This is a genomic window from Photorhabdus hainanensis, assembly GCF_018448965.1.
Classification (GTDB): domain Bacteria; phylum Pseudomonadota; class Gammaproteobacteria; order Enterobacterales; family Enterobacteriaceae; genus Photorhabdus; species Photorhabdus akhurstii.
On record NZ_RCWD01000015.1, the window covers coordinates 37799 to 55222 of the forward strand.

19 protein-coding genes are annotated in these 17424 nt (G+C 42.0%); 14 read left to right on the forward strand and 5 right to left on the reverse strand.

Features of this window, described 5'->3' with window-relative positions:
• Window positions 1-304: 304 nt before the first annotated feature.
• The gene (gene hda / locus EAE92_RS11140; protein WP_011146972.1) at window positions 305-1012 is read left to right on the forward strand and encodes a DnaA inactivator Hda; all 708 of its coding nucleotides are present in this window, start codon (window positions 305-307) and stop codon (window positions 1010-1012) included.
• A 41-nt stretch (window positions 1013-1053) separates the two neighbouring features.
• Here the strand turns inward: hda and arsC are convergent, their stop codons facing one another.
• Both arsC and bepA read right to left on the reverse strand, forming a co-directional pair.
• Window positions 1054-1410, reverse strand: a complete 357-nt coding sequence (arsC, locus tag EAE92_RS11145) for an arsenate reductase (glutaredoxin) (protein ID WP_036805162.1) — start codon at window positions 1408-1410, stop codon at window positions 1054-1056.
• Between the two features lie 9 nt (window positions 1411-1419).
• Window positions 1420-2883 carry a beta-barrel assembly-enhancing protease gene (gene bepA / locus EAE92_RS11150; RefSeq protein WP_214068132.1) on the reverse strand — a complete coding sequence of 488 codons (1464 nt, stop codon included), beginning with the start codon at window positions 2881-2883 and terminating at the stop codon, window positions 1420-1422.
• Window positions 2884-3019: 136 nt separating this feature from the next.
• Here bepA and EAE92_RS11155 point away from each other — a divergent pair, with 136 nt between their 5' ends.
• Window positions 3020-4099 carry an AI-2E family transporter gene (locus EAE92_RS11155; protein ID WP_214068133.1) on the forward strand — a complete coding sequence of 360 codons (1080 nt, stop codon included), beginning with the start codon at window positions 3020-3022 and terminating at the stop codon, window positions 4097-4099.
• A gap of 125 nt (window positions 4100-4224) precedes the next feature.
• On the opposite strand, the gene bcp is transcribed toward EAE92_RS11155, so the two are convergent.
• Window positions 4225-4695 (reverse strand): thioredoxin-dependent thiol peroxidase, encoded by a 471-nt coding sequence (bcp, locus tag EAE92_RS11160; RefSeq protein ID WP_214068134.1) that lies wholly within the window; start codon window positions 4693-4695, stop codon window positions 4225-4227.
• 26 nt (window positions 4696-4721) lie between these two features.
• Window positions 4722-5267, reverse strand: a complete 546-nt coding sequence (locus tag EAE92_RS11165) for a glycine cleavage system transcriptional repressor (protein WP_214068135.1) — start codon at window positions 5265-5267, stop codon at window positions 4722-4724.
• Window positions 5268-5538: 271 nt separating this feature from the next.
• Between EAE92_RS11165 and dapA the strand changes: the two genes are divergently transcribed.
• From dapA to EAE92_RS11225, 12 genes are all read left to right on the forward strand, one after another.
• Window positions 5539-6438, forward strand: a complete 900-nt coding sequence (dapA, locus tag EAE92_RS11170) for a 4-hydroxy-tetrahydrodipicolinate synthase (protein WP_214068136.1) — start codon at window positions 5539-5541, stop codon at window positions 6436-6438.
• Between the two features lie 16 nt (window positions 6439-6454).
• Complete coding sequence (gene bamC / locus EAE92_RS11175) at window positions 6455-7504, forward strand: outer membrane protein assembly factor BamC (RefSeq protein ID WP_214068137.1); 1050 nt, start codon at window positions 6455-6457, stop codon at window positions 7502-7504.
• A gap of 296 nt (window positions 7505-7800) precedes the next feature.
• Window positions 7801-8244: a type III secretion system chaperone gene (locus tag EAE92_RS11180; RefSeq protein ID WP_214068138.1), complete on the forward strand. Its 444-nt coding sequence runs from the start codon at window positions 7801-7803 to the stop codon at window positions 8242-8244.
• Complete coding sequence (locus EAE92_RS11185; RefSeq protein ID WP_214068139.1) at window positions 8231-9397, forward strand: VopS family T3SS effector adenosine monophosphate-protein transferase; 1167 nt, start codon at window positions 8231-8233, stop codon at window positions 9395-9397. The genes EAE92_RS11180 and EAE92_RS11185 overlap by 14 nt, the downstream gene beginning before the upstream one ends.
• Before the next feature lie 236 nt (window positions 9398-9633).
• Window positions 9634-10347 (forward strand): phosphoribosylaminoimidazolesuccinocarboxamide synthase, encoded by a 714-nt coding sequence (gene purC / locus EAE92_RS11190; RefSeq protein WP_105397116.1) that lies wholly within the window; start codon window positions 9634-9636, stop codon window positions 10345-10347.
• A 588-nt stretch (window positions 10348-10935) separates the two neighbouring features.
• Window positions 10936-12651 (forward strand): ABC transporter ATP-binding protein, encoded by a 1716-nt coding sequence (locus EAE92_RS11195; RefSeq protein ID WP_246545140.1) that lies wholly within the window; start codon window positions 10936-10938, stop codon window positions 12649-12651.
• Window positions 12648-14294, forward strand: a complete 1647-nt coding sequence (locus tag EAE92_RS11200) for an ATP-binding cassette domain-containing protein (protein ID WP_214068141.1) — start codon at window positions 12648-12650, stop codon at window positions 14292-14294. Before EAE92_RS11195 ends, EAE92_RS11200 begins: the two co-directional genes overlap by 4 nt.
• A gap of 91 nt (window positions 14295-14385) precedes the next feature.
• Window positions 14386-14553: a hypothetical protein gene (locus EAE92_RS11205; protein WP_181150187.1), complete on the forward strand. Its 168-nt coding sequence runs from the start codon at window positions 14386-14388 to the stop codon at window positions 14551-14553.
• Window positions 14537-14737, forward strand: coding sequence for a hypothetical protein (locus EAE92_RS11210; protein ID WP_046397888.1), 201 nt, complete (start codon window positions 14537-14539; stop codon window positions 14735-14737). Before EAE92_RS11205 ends, EAE92_RS11210 begins: the two co-directional genes overlap by 17 nt.
• Complete coding sequence (locus EAE92_RS11215; protein ID WP_214068142.1) at window positions 14730-15449, forward strand: nucleotidyl transferase AbiEii/AbiGii toxin family protein; 720 nt, start codon at window positions 14730-14732, stop codon at window positions 15447-15449. The genes EAE92_RS11210 and EAE92_RS11215 overlap by 8 nt, the downstream gene beginning before the upstream one ends.
• A gap of 254 nt (window positions 15450-15703) precedes the next feature.
• Window positions 15704-15889, forward strand: coding sequence for a hypothetical protein (locus EAE92_RS11220; RefSeq protein WP_214068143.1), 186 nt, complete (start codon window positions 15704-15706; stop codon window positions 15887-15889).
• 106 nt (window positions 15890-15995) lie between these two features.
• Window positions 15996-17171 carry an alpha/beta hydrolase gene (locus EAE92_RS11225; protein WP_214068144.1) on the forward strand — a complete coding sequence of 392 codons (1176 nt, stop codon included), beginning with the start codon at window positions 15996-15998 and terminating at the stop codon, window positions 17169-17171.
• Between the two features lie 11 nt (window positions 17172-17182).
• Here the strand turns inward: EAE92_RS11225 and EAE92_RS11230 are convergent, their stop codons facing one another.
• A complete protein-coding gene (locus EAE92_RS11230) occupies window positions 17183-17413 on the reverse strand; it encodes a phosphopantetheine-binding protein (RefSeq protein ID WP_046394789.1) in 231 nt (76 codons plus the stop codon).
• Window positions 17414-17424 lie beyond the last annotated feature (11 nt).

The following is a 17424-nucleotide window of genomic DNA, read 5'->3' on the forward strand; positions in this document are numbered from 1 at the left end:
TGCTAAGAATGAATAAAACTCACTATCTGATGGCTTTTTCTTAAATAATATAGCTCTTAAATAACATAATTCTTAAATAACATAGGACTGAAAACTTAAATTTTTCCTGCTCTTACATGAGGAATATTTTATAGGAGTTTGCGGTCCGTTCTGTGCTATGACGAAATATTATGCGCTTCTAGGGCTGGAATGGATTTAACTTATTGAATCCTAAAAATAGTTTTTTTATTCTTTACCTATACAGTTCATTTACAACTATTTTCTGTGATAAACTTGTTGGCGTTTATTACCAGCTCTGTTTGAGGTGCTTCTGAACACACCATCGCAGCTTTCGTTACCTTTGTATCTTCCCGATGATGAAACTTTTGCCAGTTTCTTTCCGGGGGAAAACGCCACCCTGTTAGCTGCAATCAAATTGGCCATTAATCAGCCGCATGGCAGCTATATTTATTTTTGGTCCCGTGACAGTGGGGGCCGAAGTCATTTGTTGCATGCCGCCTGTGCTGAGTTGTCCCTGAAAGATGAAGCTGTGGGTTATGTTCCGCTGGATAAACGTGCCTATTTTATCCCTGAGGTGCTTGATGGCATGGAACACTTATCACTGGTTTGTATCGATAATATTGAGAGTATCGCTGGTGATGAAGAGTGGGAAATGGCGATTTTCAATCTTTATAATCGCATTCTGGAGATTGGCCGCACTTGTTTGCTTATTAGCGGCGATCGTCCACCTCGCCAGATTAATCTTAAGTTACCTGATTTGGCTTCTCGTCTGGATTGGGGGCAAATTTATAAATTACAGCCGCTTTCCGATGATGAGAAATTACAAGCTTTGCAATTGCGAGCGAAGTTACGCGGCTTTGAATTGCCAGAAGATGTAGGGCGCTTTTTACTAAAAAGATTAGACAGAGAAATGCGGACTCTGTTTATGGCATTAAATCAGTTAGATCACGCTTCGATAGTTGCCCAGCGCAAGCTGACGATTCCATTTGTGAAAGATATTTTGCATCTTTGAAGATGATGATGGTGGCGTCACCATCATCATATCTATTCTTATCAATCAAGAAGTTCTTTTACTTTTTCCGGTGGGCGCCCAAGTTTAGCTTTATCACCGCAAACGACGATTGGGCGTTCAATCAGTTTAGGATTGGCAATCATCGCTTTCAGTAAATCATGCTGAGTGAGTTTTTCATCAGCTAGATTTAGCTCCTTGTATAGATCTTCTTTGGTTCTCATCAATTGGCGAGCATCATGGAAACCAAGCTGTTCTAGCAAAACGGATAATTGCTCTACAGTGAGAGGAGCCTCCAGATAGAGAATAATCTGTGGTTTAATTCCCCGTTCTTCAATAAGAGCCAAAGTTTCACGGCTTTTGGAGCAGCGGGGATTATGATAAATCGTCACCTGTTGCATGAGAGTTCCTTAACGTTTGTATTGACTGTAACGCTGTTGTAGCTGGCGTAATTGATCGATACGAGCATCATAACGTGCTTGATCGTAACTGCCTAATTTTACGAGTGCGCTGGCGCTACTGAGATACTTGATGGCATTGTCAAATTGACCGCGAAGCGCCATTTCTTCAGCATACGCTGATAGTTCTTCATGGCGTTTGCCTTGTTTGGCGGCGGCTTCGGCCATCAGGCGCCAACCGTTTGGATCATCCGGGTTATTGAATGTATAGCGGTGGAGCAGTTTTAAAGCTTGTTGATATTGTTTTGCGTGAATAAGCGCATTAGCAAGATTAATTTGTAATACCAAATTGTCCTTTTGTTTTTGTAAGGCGTTCTGTAACCGGGTGATAGCTTGAGCAATTCGGTTCTGTTCAATGTCGATATCAGTCATTGTGTCAATAAACCAGACATTATCCGGCTGTTTTGCTAATAGTGGTTCCAGAATAGCCCGTGCCTCGGTGTATTTTTTATCTTGAGAAAGCAAGATTGCCCGGCCATAAGCGGCGGCAAGTTGCTCTTTAGCTGTGCCTCTACGGTAATTTTCTAAAATTTGCTCAAGATAGCCGCGTTGTTCTGTGCTGTACATGCCCATAACCCGGATTCTGGCGAACAGAAAATCTTGAGATTGTGGAATGTTCTGGGCCGGATATTGATTAGCGCGGTTACGCGCATCGGCAAGGCGGCTGTCAGGTAACGGGTGAGTGAGTAACATTTCCGGCGGCTTAGAACTGTAACGGGTTTGATCTACCATGATCTGCATAAAAGCCGGCATCCCTTGAGGATCAAAGCCAGCTTTACGTAATGTCTGCATGCCAATGCGATCAGCTTCTTGTTCATTGGATTGAGTAAAACTGATCATGCCTTGTTGTACACCGGCAAGAGTACCACTGAGGGCTGCCATTCCTGCTTGCGGGTTAGCCATTAGCAAAAGGATAGAACCCAACGTGCCTGCCCAGGCTAACGGTGCTGTACGTTGCTGATCTTCCATCATTCGCGCCAGGTGGCGTTGAGTGACGTGAGAAATTTCGTGAGCCATTACGGAGGCAAGCTCGCTTTCATTACGGCTATAACGAAAAAGTGCGGCATGGAGTACCACATTTCCGCCAAAGAAAGCGTAAGCGTTGATATTCGGGTTATCAATCAGATAGAAATGGAAAGGCGTTTTAACCGAGTCAGCATGAGCCACTAGCCTTTGTCCAATGGCATTAATATATTGTGTCAACAATGGGTCATAAATCAGTGGAGCGTTGTCACGCATCTGGCGAACGTAGAAATCTCCCATTGCCAGTTCCTGATTGATGCTCAGGACTGAACCTGCCGTGGTGCCGATATCCGGCAATGAATCTTCAATAGAGGCGCTGAGAACTGGGGGACTTGTGAGCAATAATGTACTGATTAATATTGCTGTCAGAGATTGATTAGACATTATTTTCATAAAACAAAAGTGCTCTCATTTGGCCATCGTCTTAGATAATGCGTGTATGATAAACAAGGGTACCTTAAAATTAATCAATTAGTACAATTTTTAAGAAAAATAGAAATATGAATATTGCTATCAAGGAGCCTGGTCAATGCTGGATATGATTATACAGTGGTATCGCCGTCGGTTTACTGATCCGCAAGTTATTGCGTTATTTGTCATCCTTTTAGCAGGGTTTTGCATTATTTATTTCTTACATGGCATTTTGGCGCCTTTGCTGGTAGCGATTGTTCTTGCCTACTTGCTGGAATGGCCAACGGCTAAACTTGAAAGATTGGGATGTTCGCGCACAGTGGCTGTTTGTATTGTGCTGATTATTTTTTCTGGTATTAGTTTGTTGGTTATCTTTATTGTCGCGCCAACCGCATGGCAGCAGGGGATTAATCTGTTGTCAGATATACCCAATATGCTTAATCGGTTTAATGAATATGCCCAAACATTACCGGCTCGTTATCCGGTTTTGGTTGATGCTGGCATCATTGATGTAATGGCTGAAAATCTGCGTAGCAAAATTTCAACGGCTGGAGAATCTGTGGTGAAATTTTCGGTGGCTTCGTTGATTGGTTTATTAACGCTGGCTATCTATCTGATTCTTGTGCCGCTGATGGCCTTTTTCTTGCTAAAAGATAAAACCCAAATGCTGCAAGCATTGCAACGGGTCCTGCCACGTAACCGCATTTTGGCCGGACAGGTATGGCGCGAGGTGAATCAACAAATTACTAACTATATTCGGGGTAAAGTCACCGAGATGGCGATCGTCGGTATTTGTACCTACGCGGTGTTTGTATTTCTTGGATTGGATTATTCATTACTGCTCTCTGTTTTGGTTGGGTTATCAGTGCTAATTCCCTATGTGGGGGCGCTGATTGTCACAATTCCTGTTGTGCTGGTTGCGCTATTTCAATGGGGAGTCGGGACAGATTTCTGGACCTTGATTATTGCTTATTTGGTCGTTCAGGGGCTGGATGGTAATTTGCTGGTGCCGATTTTATTCTCCGAAGCGGTGAACTTGCACCCTTTGGTAATCATTCTTTCTGTGATTACTTTTGGTGGTTTGTGGGGATTCTGGGGCGTATTTTTTGCTATTCCGCTGGCGACGCTGATTAAGGCGGTGATCCATGCATGGCCGGAAGAGATAGTTATAGCAGAAGACGATGAAATAAAAGAGTAAATCTATTTTTAATGATACTGGTACCCGTATTAGAAGAAGCACGGGATGGGGATATCCCTCCCGTACTTGCCTTTGGCGTCTTGAGCTGTTAAATGAGCGTGATTAAATTTTGAATCATTTTCTATTTAAGGGTGCTGTTTTAGATAGTTCACCACGATTTGGTGGTGATCACTGGTCTTAAATTTATCAAAAACGTGCTCAATATTGCCGTTGGTATCGATCAAGAAACTGATACGGTGGATACCATCATAGATTTTTCCCATAAACTGTTTCTCGCCCCAGACGCCAAACTGTTCAGCAACTTGATGATCCTCATCGGACAACAATGTGAAGTTCAGCATTTCTTTCTCCACAAAGCGTGACAATTTACTTGGGGTATCTGTGCTGATGCCTAGCACTTCAACACCGGATGCCTTTAATGTATCCATTTCATCGCGCAGACCACAAGCTTGTACAGTACAACCAGGAGTCATTGCTTTAGGGTAAAAATAGACTAAAACACGCTGACCTTCGAAATCAGATAAATTGATTGTTTCTCCATCTTGGTCAGGAAGGCTGAACTGAGGGGCCTTATCACCGGCTTTCAATGGGTTCATCCCGTATTCTCCGTTTAATCTTTCAACTAAAGTGGTTCAAGAATACTAATACTGCCTTGTGCGTTTAGATCTGTACATAACTTATTAAACGCCTGCTTAATAATTATGCCGTCATCCTCTAATAGACTATGGGCGGTAATCTGGATCTGCAACCGAGAAGGGATATCGCCTTCTGCCGGCTGTGTTTTTGATACCAGTTCAGCAATATTAAAATCCTGTGTGGTAAACAGATTGGTAAACTGCTCGACAATACCGGGTGAATCATCAACATCAACCTTAACGGAAACCGTGGAAGGAAATGTTGTATGGGCATCGCACTTTGTGCGTTTCATGACGATAAGAAGATCGAGCTCGGCTCCTTTCTGTGGCAGTGAAGATTCAATCATTGTGATAGCGTTCCAGCTACCGGAAAGCAGCATAATGAAGGTGAATTCCTCACCAAACATGGCTAAGCGGCTGTCTTCAATGTTACAACCACACTCACTCACAAGACGAGTAATGGTGTTGACGATACCCGGACGGTCAGCGCCTAAAGCGGTTATAACGAGAAAATGTTGTTGTGATTGTGGCAAAGTCACTTTTCCTTCTCTGCTATGGTTTCGTTAAGGTAAACATAAAAAGGCTATACTGCCAAGGCCAATCGCACCAAAGTTGTTCTATTGCGTTCCCATATTGTGTTCCCATTCACTGACATTGAATTTCAACAAATTACTTTGATTATCACTTCTTTTTAATGGAGGTTATCTGGTATTAACAAAATTCATTGAAATTCCGTGTTAAATAGTTTCCTTCTGGATGACTAAAAAGTACCATTGAGTTCTTGTTTGTATAGGGGGTAATGTAATGTCTAGCGGGAGATTTGAATTTACAGGCAGCATTGTTGCGCTGGTAACACCAATGGATGCAAATGGTCAGGTTGATAAGGTCAGTTTGAAAAAGTTAATCGATTACCATGTTGCTAGTGGGACATCAGCGATAGTCTCGGTCGGGACAACCGGAGAATCAGCCACATTGAGTCATGATGAGCACGGTGATGTTGTTTTGACAACCGTAGAATTGGCTGATGGGCGTATTCCGGTTATTGCCGGAACAGGTGCAAATGCGACTGCTGAGGCAATATCCCTAACGAAACGTTTTGAAAACAGTGGCGTTGTTGGTTGCCTAACGGTAACGCCTTATTATAATAAGCCGTCGCAAGAAGGTTTATATCAGCATTTTAAAACGATTGCTGAAAATACGGATTTACCACAAATTCTATATAATGTGCCTTCTCGTACCGGGTGTGATCTGCTGCCGTCAACTGTAGCGCGTTTGGCGAAAATTAAAAATATTGTCGCAATTAAAGAAGCTACAGGGAACTTAAATCGTGTCAGTCAAATCCAAGAATTGGTTAATGATGATAGTTTCATCTTATTGAGTGGCGATGATGCAAGTGGGTTGGATTTTATCCAGCTTGGTGGCAAAGGGGTTATTTCTGTTACTGCAAACATTGCAGCGCCTGATGTTGCGAAGTTTTGTGAATTGGCATTAAACGGCCAGTTTGCAGAGGCGCGTAAGGTAAATAATCGCTTGATGGATTTGCATCGTCAGCTATTTGTTGAACCTAACCCGATTCCAGTTAAATGGGGATGTTGCAAATTGGGTCTGATTGCTGATGACACCCTGCGTTTGCCGATGACGCCATTGACAGATGCAGGAAAAGTCTCAGTTGAAAAAGCCTTGAAAACGGCCGGATTACTGTAAAATTTAGGGAATTTTAATGGCAATATTGTTGCAAAAATCGAAGGTGATAAAGGTTGCAGGTATGTCACTTGTCGTGTTACTGGCGGCCTGTTCTAATGACCAGAGCTATAAGCGCCAAGTCAATGATGATGACACATATCTTGAAACACCTCCCCTGAAGGCGTTGAAAGTTCCCGCGGGTATGGTATTGCCATTGCAGAATGGTGAATATGATATTCCAGCAATAGCCTCTAAAGGGCAGGTTGGGAAAGCGCTTGATATTCGTCCTCCATCTCAAACATTAGCCCTGTTGAGTGGTTCCCGTACTGAAAACAGTGCAAAGAGCAGTAAATTGCTACTTGAAAGCACTCCTGAGAATAGCCATTTGTGGTCGCAGATCAACAATGTTCTGTTGAAAAAAGGTTATCAAGTTAGCCAACGCGATGATGCTAGCCAGACATTGACAACTGATTGGATCGATTGGCCGCGCGCAGATGAAAATGTTTCATATCAGACTCGTCATCGTATTAGTGTTGCACGCCAGAGCTATCAGATTGAGTTATCCGTGACTAATGAAGGGCTGAGACAAGGTGATCAACAGGTCACTGATCCTATTGAAATCCAGCGTTATAACTCACTGATGCTCAATGAATTAATTGAAGGTGTGAACCAGCGGCGCGAACGCGTTAGCGATGATGCCGTGGCGCGTAATCTAGGCCCATTGGATGTACAGAGTGGCGGTGACATGTCTGGATTACCTCAGATAATTGTTCGTGCGCCATATAATATTGTTTGGGATAGATTACCGGCGGCACTGGAAAAAGTAGGCATGAAAGTGGGTAGCCGCAGCCGTTCAACAGGGGCTATCACTGTGACTTATAAAAGCCTCAGCTCATCTAGCTGGAAATCAATGGGTGTTAGTGAACCATCCATTAGTGAAGGTGATTACAAATTACAGGTTGGTGATTTGAATAACCGGAGCAGCTTACAGTTTATTAGTGATAAAGGTAAACCGTTGACCCAATCACAAAATGATGAATTAGTTGCAGCGTTGAAGGCCGCTTTTAGCCAGACAACGGGGTTATAGGTCTAATAACGGGGTGAAAAGCCCCTTGGATTATTGACAAAACGCTGGTTGTTTATTAGCTAGCGTTTTGGTTTTTATATAAAAAACGAGTTTGGCGCGAGATTAATAAGACCCCCAACGCAATTTTTCCTTGAATCCTCGATAGTCAATTTTGAATTTATCTGTGATAAAGCGGTTATCTGTAACTGCCTAATACCGGTCGCTAATATACAAAAGATAGGCTATATCTGACAGTCATCATATTTCTGAAAGCTTAAAATCCTGCCATCAAAATAATTGATTTTCCTTTCTCTACTATGAATGATCATTTCACTAATATATTAATGACCGAACTGGCGACTAAGTTAGGCATGAATGGACTCTCCTTTGATGAAGAGGGGAATTGCTTCTTACTCGTCGACAACTCTATGCCTGTTATTTTGCGTCGCCAGGAAGAACATTTAGTCATTATTTGCCAGATAGATATGGTACTTCCAGATTCAGCAGACGCTGATACTCTTCGTTATTTGCTCAATACAGCACTCAATCCATTAAATAACCGGCTGCCTGGTATTGGTTGGCATCAGGAGCTTGGGGTTGTTGCGTATAAAATATTGCCCTTACTACATCTAACGGCCAATAAGTTGGAGCATGAATTGTCTGAATTTATTACTTGGGCAAATAAATTTCCATCGTCACTATCACAGAAAAGTACCTTGCAGCCGTCTTATGACAGGAGAATGATTTATGATCGAATTTAAGAATCTTGCTGTATTACAGCATGCCTCGCCACAAATACAAGAGCAGGTTCGGAGCGAAGGTAAACTGCAAATTGCTGGCCGTGAGTACCATATTAATGCAGATCTGCAACAGGTTTTGCGTACGCATCCAAAAAGTGATCAACTTGCCCGCTTCTTTGAAGGAGTAAGTAAATTTTTCTTACATGGCAGTAGTGCTTCAGTAGCCAAAGAGGCGACTAAAACCCTCTTTTCTACTGAGGGGGCACAGCAACAGCGTTTACAGAGTACAGATTCGGTCAGCCATGCTCGTATGTTGTTTAAGGATGGTAGTTTGCAGACATCAGAACAAGTACTAGAAAAATTAAGGACGGTAGATACCCATAAAATGACAGAAGCCATGTTGGCTGAACATACGCTTTTACTACAGCGTACTATGTCAGAATCGCTACAAAATACAGAAACGGGTAGAAAATTACAGGATTTGATGGGGCGCCAGGCAACAGCTCAATTGACCAACAAATTGGTTGCCCCTCAACAGTCTTTTGTCAGCCTTGAACAATTGCGTAAGCAATCTTCGGCTGCTAATGCTGTTGCCAGTCTTGAGCCAGTTTTGATGATGGAAGAGAAGAACTTGCTGGCAGCCCTACATCATCAAGAAGCAATAAGAGGCCAAGATCTTAACCAGGGCATTTACGCAGAAACACTTCCTGAAGAGTTTTATAACCCAGGTAAATTAACTGATAATGTTGATCGGGCTGCGGCCTGGATACTTAAGGCGTCGACTTCGGGGGGGAATGAGTGGAGTAACTTCACCGCGCTACTCGAGGAGTATACCTATAACGGCAAAGATCTGACTGATAGCCAAGTCCTCAAGGAACTTCATCATAGACTGGTTCCAAACATAGAGCGTGATTATCGCGGTCCAGCAATCAGCGGTGGGAGCCTTCCTTCCAGTATAGGTGGAGCAGCAATGCTGGCACATCATTTGGAGACATTGGATAAGGAAAATCCCCAGATTGGAAAACAGCTTTTTGCCGCTGTCGTCGGTTTTCACGGTTTCACTGATGGTAATGGCAGGATGGGACGCCTCCTCTATGCGCTGACAGAACTGAGAGCGGCTCAATTCACCCCCCTTTCTGTCAAGGCAGAAAATGCTTTGCATGGGATCAAATGAAAATAGGCCTGCGTATGCAGGCCAGCTTATTGATAGGGCGTTGTTTCTTAAGTCGGTGTCTGATCGCTAAAATCTCGGATAAAAAAACAAACTAGCGCAGTGTGAAGAATATCCTCTCTACATCATTTCTTCTTGATATAGTAAAAAATCAGCCCTTTGGACAGGATTTTATCGACAATCTGTTTTATTATTTATCTATGGTATTTATACAGTAGTAATATCTCTGGAGATATAAGATGCAAAAAAAAGCTGAGTTGTATCGTGGAAAGGCAAAAACGGTGTATACCACGGATGATCCTGATTTGCTCGTGCTGGAGTTCCGTAATGATACATCAGCATTGGATGGCGAACGTATTGAACAGTTTGATCGTAAAGGGATGGTGAACAATAAATTTAACCATTTCATTATGAGCAAATTGGCAGAAGCAGGGATTCCGACACAAATGGAACGGCTGTTATCGGACACTGAGGTATTAGTTAAAAAGCTGGATATGGTGCCGGTTGAATGTGTTATTCGCAATCGGGCTGCGGGTTCATTAGTTAGACGCCTTGGTGTTGAAGAAGGTCTGGTATTGAATCCACCTCTGTTCGATCTGTTTCTGAAAAATGATGCTAAGCACGATCCAATGGTGAATGAGTCTTATTGTGAAACTTTTGGTTGGGTTAGCAAAGAACATCTGGCTGAAATGAAGGAATTGAGCTACAAGGCCAATGAAGTATTGAGCAAATTGTTTGATGACGCGGGTTTAATTCTGGTTGACTTCAAACTGGAATTTGGTTTGTTCAAGGGGCAGATAGTTCTGGGGGATGAATTTTCTCCTGATGGCAGCCGTTTGTGGGATAAAGAGACCTTGAACAAAATGGATAAAGATCGTTTCCGCCAAAGCCTTGGTGGCCTGATTGAAGCGTATGAGGAAGTAGCGCGTCGTATCGGTGTTATTTTGGACTAATTGCGCAAACGATTACCTGGGCCGAAAGGCCCTTTTTATTGGCCTCTTATGACTAAATATTATCCGACCACTAAGTAGTTAATATGAATTAATCCAATTATAGAATAAACTACTGCTTTGCAAGAGGTAATTTGATTGAATTATGAGCAAGTTGAGGTGTGTTAATATTGAATAGGAATTCATTTATATAATCGTATATATTTTAAAAATGATTATAATTCATTGGAATTATTGATATTTTTTTACTCCATCTATGATTCATCATTTGGAATAAATTATTTATTATTCAAATTGGCGATATATTTCTCAATCAGTGCATTAAATAACCTAATAAAGGTATTGATATTGTAGGATAAGGTATCGATTTTATTTTTCGGCTATTTTCTTGTGATAGCGTTTATAAACATTTCAATCAGATCGTGATAAATGCGGGTATTTTGCGATAATTACATTTTGCTAAATGTGAACCAGATCTTGCTGTTGTGATCGATCTGTTATTAATAATCTTGATGTTGGCTGCATACACTGATGTTGCAAATAACATCGCTAATTTTAATGAGGTGCCATAACCTAAAGATGAAAAGCGTGATGTCAAAGAAGTTAACTGTATGGCGGATATTGCTACAGAGCGCCATACCATTTAAGGCGACTGTTTTATGTGCGTTTTTGGCCTTAGCCGTTACATTATCGTGCGATCTAAGCGGTCCTTATATTATTAGGAATTACGTTGATAAGGCGACATCAGGGACGACTGTTGATCAACTTATCATGTTGGCAATCATTTATGTTTTTATTGCGTCGATTGGTGTTATTGGCAGTCTAGTCACCAGTTACATGAGCACCAAGGCCGGTTGGGGGATTGCTGATACCATTAGATATAAGCTCTTTCATCATGTGATGACAGTTTTACCTGTATTGGAAATAGAACGACGATCGCAGGGGGAATTGCTGGAAAATATCGAAGGTAATGCTGATATTATAGGAAAAACGATTTCTAAAGCAGGTTTCAAAGCCATTGCTAATTTAGCGCTGACATTAGGGACATTGATCATTATATTCAGCGTCATGCCTCAGGCAGGTATTGCCATAGCAATCGTCGTCATACTGGTGGCGTATGTATTGATTCAGTTAACTAGGCTTTCTGTTCGTCGTTGGCTAATTGCGCGAAATGAAAAAGCCAAAATCTTTGGTTTTGTTGGTGATTCATTACATGCAATGGATGATTTACAGCCATTGTCGCAGGCGCATTGGCCTGCCGTTGCATTTCGTAAGATGTTGTCAATGTTGCTCAAATTTGAACGCAGTGCTTATATTGGCGGCAGGGTTTTTTGGCCAATTACCCAGATCTTCTTTGCACTCTGTTTCGGTATAGGTTTTGGTTTTGGGCTTCAGTTACTTGGTGTGGGCAGCTTAAGCATCGGTACATTAACGATGGTTTATCTCTATGTTGATAAACTTCGGGAACCGGTGGAGGATATGTCATCAGAAATAGAGCTGATACAGAAATTATTTGCTGCTTTGTCACTTTCGGCAAAAATGTTAAATGAAGGTACCCCAGATAAATCATCGGATAATTTACTGCCTGATGGTCCTCTCTCTATCCATTTTGATAATGTTGATTTCAGTTATAACGGAGAAGAAACGCAAGTTTTGCATGGCGTTAATTTTTACGTCGCTCCGGGGAGCAAAATTGGCATTATTGGTAGAACAGGAGCGGGAAAAAGTACCATTCTTAATTTGATGTGTGGATTTGCGCGACCCGATTCAGGAAGAGTGACCATTGGCAATGTCGATGTCTCAACGATTCAACCGGAAGAGTTTGCGAAAAAGATTGCTGTTCTTAGTCAACGTTCTCATCTGTTTTCCGCAACGTTGCGGGAAAATTTAACGCTTTTCAGTAATGAAGTATCTGACGATCAAATTTGGGAGGTTCTTCAAGAATTAGATGCGCTTGAATGGGTTAGGGCACTGCCAGATGGTCTTGATACACAGGTTGGTACTAATGGTCTGATGCTATCAGCAGGAGAAATTCAAATGATAGCGGGCGCCAGAGTGATGTTGCAGCATTGCTCGTTAGTGATTATTGATGAAGGAACTTCTCAGCTTGATCCCCGAACGGAAGAGAGTTGGCTGAAATTGCTTGAAAAGTTAAGCCGCAATTGCACCGTAGTGATGGTTGCACATCGCCTTCACACGCTTTCGGTCGTTGATGAAATTATCATTATCGATGATGGACGGATTCAACAACGAATCCCTGAAACAGAAGTCGCAATGTTAACGAGTAATCATGGGCTTATGGTATGACTATATCCAATGTATCAACTAAACTTAAAATGCTACCAGCCTTGACTGAGCTGATAAAAAAGTTTGCTCCTCTCTATTTCATTACCATGTTTGTGTGGACGCTAATGCATGGTTTTCCTCTGTTGATTGGTTACCAAATCAGCAAATTACTCGATAGAGCAATGAATGAGCCAACTAACCCTGTCGTCTGGTGGTTGCTGGCCTCTGCGATTGCGACTATGGTCTTGCGATCACTATTTCTATTCTTGGGATTAACCTTTGATTTTACGTTGATTTTCAAGGTCAGTGCTTACCTGAAAGAGCGGGTTTTGTGGGGAGTGAGCCATTGTTCTCACGATCAGAGACAGGCTTTTTCTCAAGGCGATATACTGAACCGTATTCGTGATGATAGTGATGAGATTGCGGAATTTCTGAGTTGGACCTCTGATTTTATTTACCGCGCATTACTTTTAATTATCGCATTAGTTGTGCTTATCAACACTGACATAATAACCACACTTGCTCTTATGCCTATGATTGTGGGCCTTTGGGTCGGGGCGATACTTAAACGCAAGGTAGGGAATTTACAGAAGAGTAAACGTCAATCGCAAGGGGATATTGCCGGCAAGATTACTGATGTCTTAACGGGTATACGCGACTTGCGTCTTGGCAACAAAATGGAAGGGCAGATTGAGCGGTTATCGCAGAAATTTGTCAATCGACGGGCTATTCAAGCCAAACATCAGGTATTTACTGACCTTCTTTCTGGGCTGTTCAAAAATATTGTCATACTTGGGACGTCGGCTGTTTTACTGATAGTGAGTAAACGGATCGTTGATGGCAGTTTTACTGTAGGGAATCTGGCATTATTTTTGACCTATATCGGCTGGATCAGTGAACAGATACTTTTCTTTGGTCGGTCAGTCGCCTATTACAAAAATGCTGATGTGTGCTATAGCCGAATCAGGCAGTTTCTGGCGAATAGTAAAAAAGAAACTAAGGAATATGGGCAAGATGAAATCTTACATAAGCTAAGTGTTAATCATCTGGCTTACTCAAAAACTCAGCCTCCTGTTTCGTTTGAGGCAACGACTAATCAGGTTATTGGCATTGTCGGTGATATTGGCTCGGGTAAAACCACCTTTTTGCGTTACCTGATTGGTCTGGAAAAATCCAGTTCCGGCAGTGTACTTTGGAATAACCGAGAGGTTCTGGGCAATGAAAACTGGTGGCGGAATCCACGTATCGGATATGCCAGACAGAAAGCGGGTTTTTTTGGTGGAACCGTAAGGCAAAACCTCGCGTTGGGTGATAAGGATATCGATGATGATGTCATGGTGCGGGCGCTGGAGGCGGTAGGTTTGACGCCCGGCTCATATGAATTGCCGGAAGGACTCGATACCGTTATTAATTCTGGCAGTGCCGGTCAATTATCTGGCGGCCAGCGTCAACGTTTGGCATTGGCCCGGATGTTATGTCGTCCCGCTGACGTTTATATTGTTGATAACTGCGATTCGTCATTAGATACGGATACGGCTCGTCGTTTATGGACTGTTTTACCTGAGCGCTGGCCTGGCTTGTGGATTGTTGTCTCGCATAATGCCGATCTTCTCGCTAAAGCGGATCATATTGTCACCGTTCAACAACGGAGAGAGTTGGCATAATCCATTGGATATCCACTCCTGGCTAAGTCGGTAGGAGTGGATGTCAATAATGAAATGGTATATATTTTTTTATATCAAACGAGGAGGGACTATGGGTAAACAAGCTGTTTTTACTATGAAACTTGAATCAGATCTACGTGATCACTTTATGGCTGCTACTGCGGTGAATATGTGGGCATTTGCAATATGGTTGAGTTGGCAGTTCACTCTGCTATATTGTAAATATGAAAGGAGAGGTTATTATGATAAAAATCGCTGATTATCCACAAATGAAAAATTGTGCTTGGTATTTGGCTGAGGATACTGAGCTAACTGATCGTGATGCGCTTGCATTTTACGAACGCAATTGGAAATATGTCGAAGAAGATAAGCTTGAACCTCAAGAGCGTCAGCTGATTGAACGACTCATCCATGAGCAGGGGCACGGTTTTTTGAATGTCTAGTTTTCGCCTTGAGCATCATAATCGTATTGCTAAAGTATTAAGTTCTTTATCACATGGATTTCTTGATGACGCAGATTGCTATTTTGCTGGGGGAACTGCAATAGTTATGATGCTTTCTGAATATAGGGAATCGGTCGATATTGATTTTTTGTGCTCTTCACGTGAAGGTTATAGTAAGCTTCGTTCAGCCCTTTATGGGACAGATTTTTCCCCACTTTTTACATCATCTGTGCCCACCATTGGAGAGATTAAAAAAGATCAATATGGTATTAGAGGACGCATCAATATTGATGGTGTTCCTATTAGACTCGAATTTGTGAGTGAATCCCGACTGGATCTTTCGTTTGGTACCCGTATTCTTGGTGTGCCAACACTGGGTAAAGTAGATCTATTGGCAGCTAAACTCCTAGCTAACGTTGATCGTGGCCTTGATAAAGCCTCACAGAGTAAAGATCTCATCGATCTAAGCATGATGCAGTCCGAATGGGGATGTATCCCCGTTGAAGCTTGGAATAAAGCGCGCTCTGCATATGGTATTACGGTTGATAAAGCTTACGACTCTGCCATTCAAATGCTGAATAATAATCAAGCTTATTTTGATAAATGCATAAAGAATTTGGTTATTTCTGCTGAAAATAAGGAGAAGATAGTTAATACCCTGAAATTGGAATTTGTTCCCCCTGAGCGAGATAGTTATTATCACGATTATTAATCTATACCCTATGGATTTCAAGATGCATTGCGACGACAAGGGAGTGAATCTCCGGGAGCATACGAACTATGTGACCGAGGTGAGCGGGTACAGCCAACAAAGAGGTAACTTGAAAGATAACGGGTATACTTCTTCGTCATTAAGACTTTGCTTAAGAAGCAAGAGGTTCAAGAGCCTTCTGCAAACTGCTTTTCTTATTACTGTTTGTAGGTAATGAAATGGTATATATTTTTTATATCAAACGAGGAGGGACTATGGGTAAACAAGCTGTTTTTACTATGAAACTTGAATCAGATCTGCGCGAATATAAATATCGTACTTTCCTTCAGGAAAAGGTTGATATCGCACGCCAATCTGTAAAAGAGGGTAATGGTGTTGAACATAGCGACGTAAAAGCGATTTTTGCGGCTCGAAGAGAACAGGTTAAGGCTCGTAAGTGAACGTAATTTGGACACTCAGGCGCTATTGACTGGTTTATAAGGACTATCTGGATTTTAGCTTTAGTACATACATCGCGGTTGTGGCCGCAAGAAGTTGAGTAATTACATGCTTATTAAAAACTTAATTACCACATTGGAAGGTGAAATACAGATATTAATAACTACATTGCTTAATGAGCAATGGGAAGCAGCCAGGGAATTAATGAATGAATCATTGCGTATGGCGGCTGATGATTTGGCTTTAACTGTATTGGCAGATAATCTGTATAACTCAGATATCGATATTATTTACCAGCAGCAAGGTGCTTGTCATCTGCGGCTAAATACCCTCAATGGAAAGTTCAATCTTTATATTGGGATTAAAGATCGGCAAATTGATTCTCTCACATTATCTCGATGCCCAATACCTGATGCGCATGCGAAACAGGGTATTTTTATCGAAAAAACGTTAAAGACGTTTGGTCTTAGAGATATCCCGGATGGTTTGGTATGTTTGCCGTCACCACATAATGATGCCAAAGCACTTGTTTTATTGCTTGCGGGTTCTGGTCCGCATTCGATGGATTATGATGTTGGGCCTAATCCACTGTTTCGTATGTTGGCACATGAATTAAGTCAATATGGAATTGCGAGTGTACGTTTTGACAAACGTTATTACCGTATTCGGCAGAGAAATATGGACCCTGAGGTTGTCGATCTCAATACGGAAATTGTTGACGATGCTTGTAATATTCTGACCGGTTTAATGGGACATATTGAATTTCACGATATGCCAGTGTTTCTAGTTGGGCACAGTTTCGGCGGATATGTCAGCCCATTAATTGCAAAGAACTTACAGCAAAAATCGGGTTTAAATGTTACGGGTATTGCGATGTTGGCGGCGCCCTTCCGTAATTTACTCCGGGTGATTTTATCCCAATTACCCAGTGGGAAAGAGAAAGACGCAGTATCTCTTGAGAGCTTTTTGTCAGTGCCGGATAGTTATCTCAAACAGATTGAGAATTATCATGCATTTGGTTGCTTAAACAGCTTGCCTGCAATGCCGTTATTTTTTGCCCAGGGAGATCAGGATTTCCAGATTTTGCATGATGTTGATTTCACGATGTGGAAAACCGCACTGCAAAATAATAAGCAGGCAGAGTTCAAACTCTACACTGGATTGAATCATATTTTATTGCCCACAATGGGGTGCGATGGTGGCGAGGATTATCTGCAACCAGGTCAGATCCCGGTGCAGGTAATTGCAGATTTGGCTGCATGGATCATCCACCATTCGTCATGAAATAGACAGCGCTATTTATCTTTTGCGAGCAGTTTGATCCAATCGTTGATTGTCGGCCAGCGAGCTAAGTCTGCAAAGTTGATTGGATACCCTGCATCATTTAGCCGATCAACCAGCATCAGCATTTTTACCGAATCGAAACCGATATCAAAAAGATTTTCATCCTCCGGTATTGTCTCTACTTCCGGGTAAAGCGCTCTGATTTCTCGATGTAAGATCTCATGGATAAGCTGATTTTTCATTGTATCTCCAA

Bases quoted from the DNA above. Each gene is read 5' to 3' on its own strand.
- arsC (WP_036805162.1), bottom strand. From the start codon at position 1,410: ATGCAACAGGTGACGATTTATCATAATCCCCGCTGCTCCAAAAGCCGT.
- bepA (WP_214068132.1), bottom strand. From the start codon at position 2,883: ATGAAAATAATGTCTAATCAATCTCTGACAGCAATATTAATCAGTACA.
- EAE92_RS11155 (WP_214068133.1), top strand. From the start codon at position 3,020: ATGCTGGATATGATTATACAGTGGTATCGCCGTCGGTTTACTGATCCG.
- bcp (WP_214068134.1), bottom strand. From the start codon at position 4,695: ATGAACCCATTGAAAGCCGGTGATAAGGCCCCTCAGTTCAGCCTTCCT.
- dapA (WP_214068136.1), top strand. From the start codon at position 5,539: ATGTCTAGCGGGAGATTTGAATTTACAGGCAGCATTGTTGCGCTGGTA.
- bamC (WP_214068137.1), top strand. From the start codon at position 6,455: ATGGCAATATTGTTGCAAAAATCGAAGGTGATAAAGGTTGCAGGTATG.
- EAE92_RS11180 (WP_214068138.1), top strand. From the start codon at position 7,801: ATGAATGATCATTTCACTAATATATTAATGACCGAACTGGCGACTAAG.
- EAE92_RS11185 (WP_214068139.1), top strand. From the start codon at position 8,231: ATGATCGAATTTAAGAATCTTGCTGTATTACAGCATGCCTCGCCACAA.
- purC (WP_105397116.1), top strand. From the start codon at position 9,634: ATGCAAAAAAAAGCTGAGTTGTATCGTGGAAAGGCAAAAACGGTGTAT.
- EAE92_RS11195 (WP_246545140.1), top strand. From the start codon at position 10,936: ATGTCAAAGAAGTTAACTGTATGGCGGATATTGCTACAGAGCGCCATA.
- EAE92_RS11200 (WP_214068141.1), top strand. From the start codon at position 12,648: ATGACTATATCCAATGTATCAACTAAACTTAAAATGCTACCAGCCTTG.
- EAE92_RS11205 (WP_181150187.1), top strand. From the start codon at position 14,386: ATGGGTAAACAAGCTGTTTTTACTATGAAACTTGAATCAGATCTACGT.
- EAE92_RS11210 (WP_046397888.1), top strand. From the start codon at position 14,537: ATGATAAAAATCGCTGATTATCCACAAATGAAAAATTGTGCTTGGTAT.
- EAE92_RS11215 (WP_214068142.1), top strand. From the start codon at position 14,730: ATGTCTAGTTTTCGCCTTGAGCATCATAATCGTATTGCTAAAGTATTA.
- EAE92_RS11220 (WP_214068143.1), top strand. From the start codon at position 15,704: ATGGGTAAACAAGCTGTTTTTACTATGAAACTTGAATCAGATCTGCGC.
- EAE92_RS11225 (WP_214068144.1), top strand. From the start codon at position 15,996: ATGCTTATTAAAAACTTAATTACCACATTGGAAGGTGAAATACAGATA.
- EAE92_RS11230 (WP_046394789.1), bottom strand. From the start codon at position 17,413: ATGAAAAATCAGCTTATCCATGAGATCTTACATCGAGAAATCAGAGCG.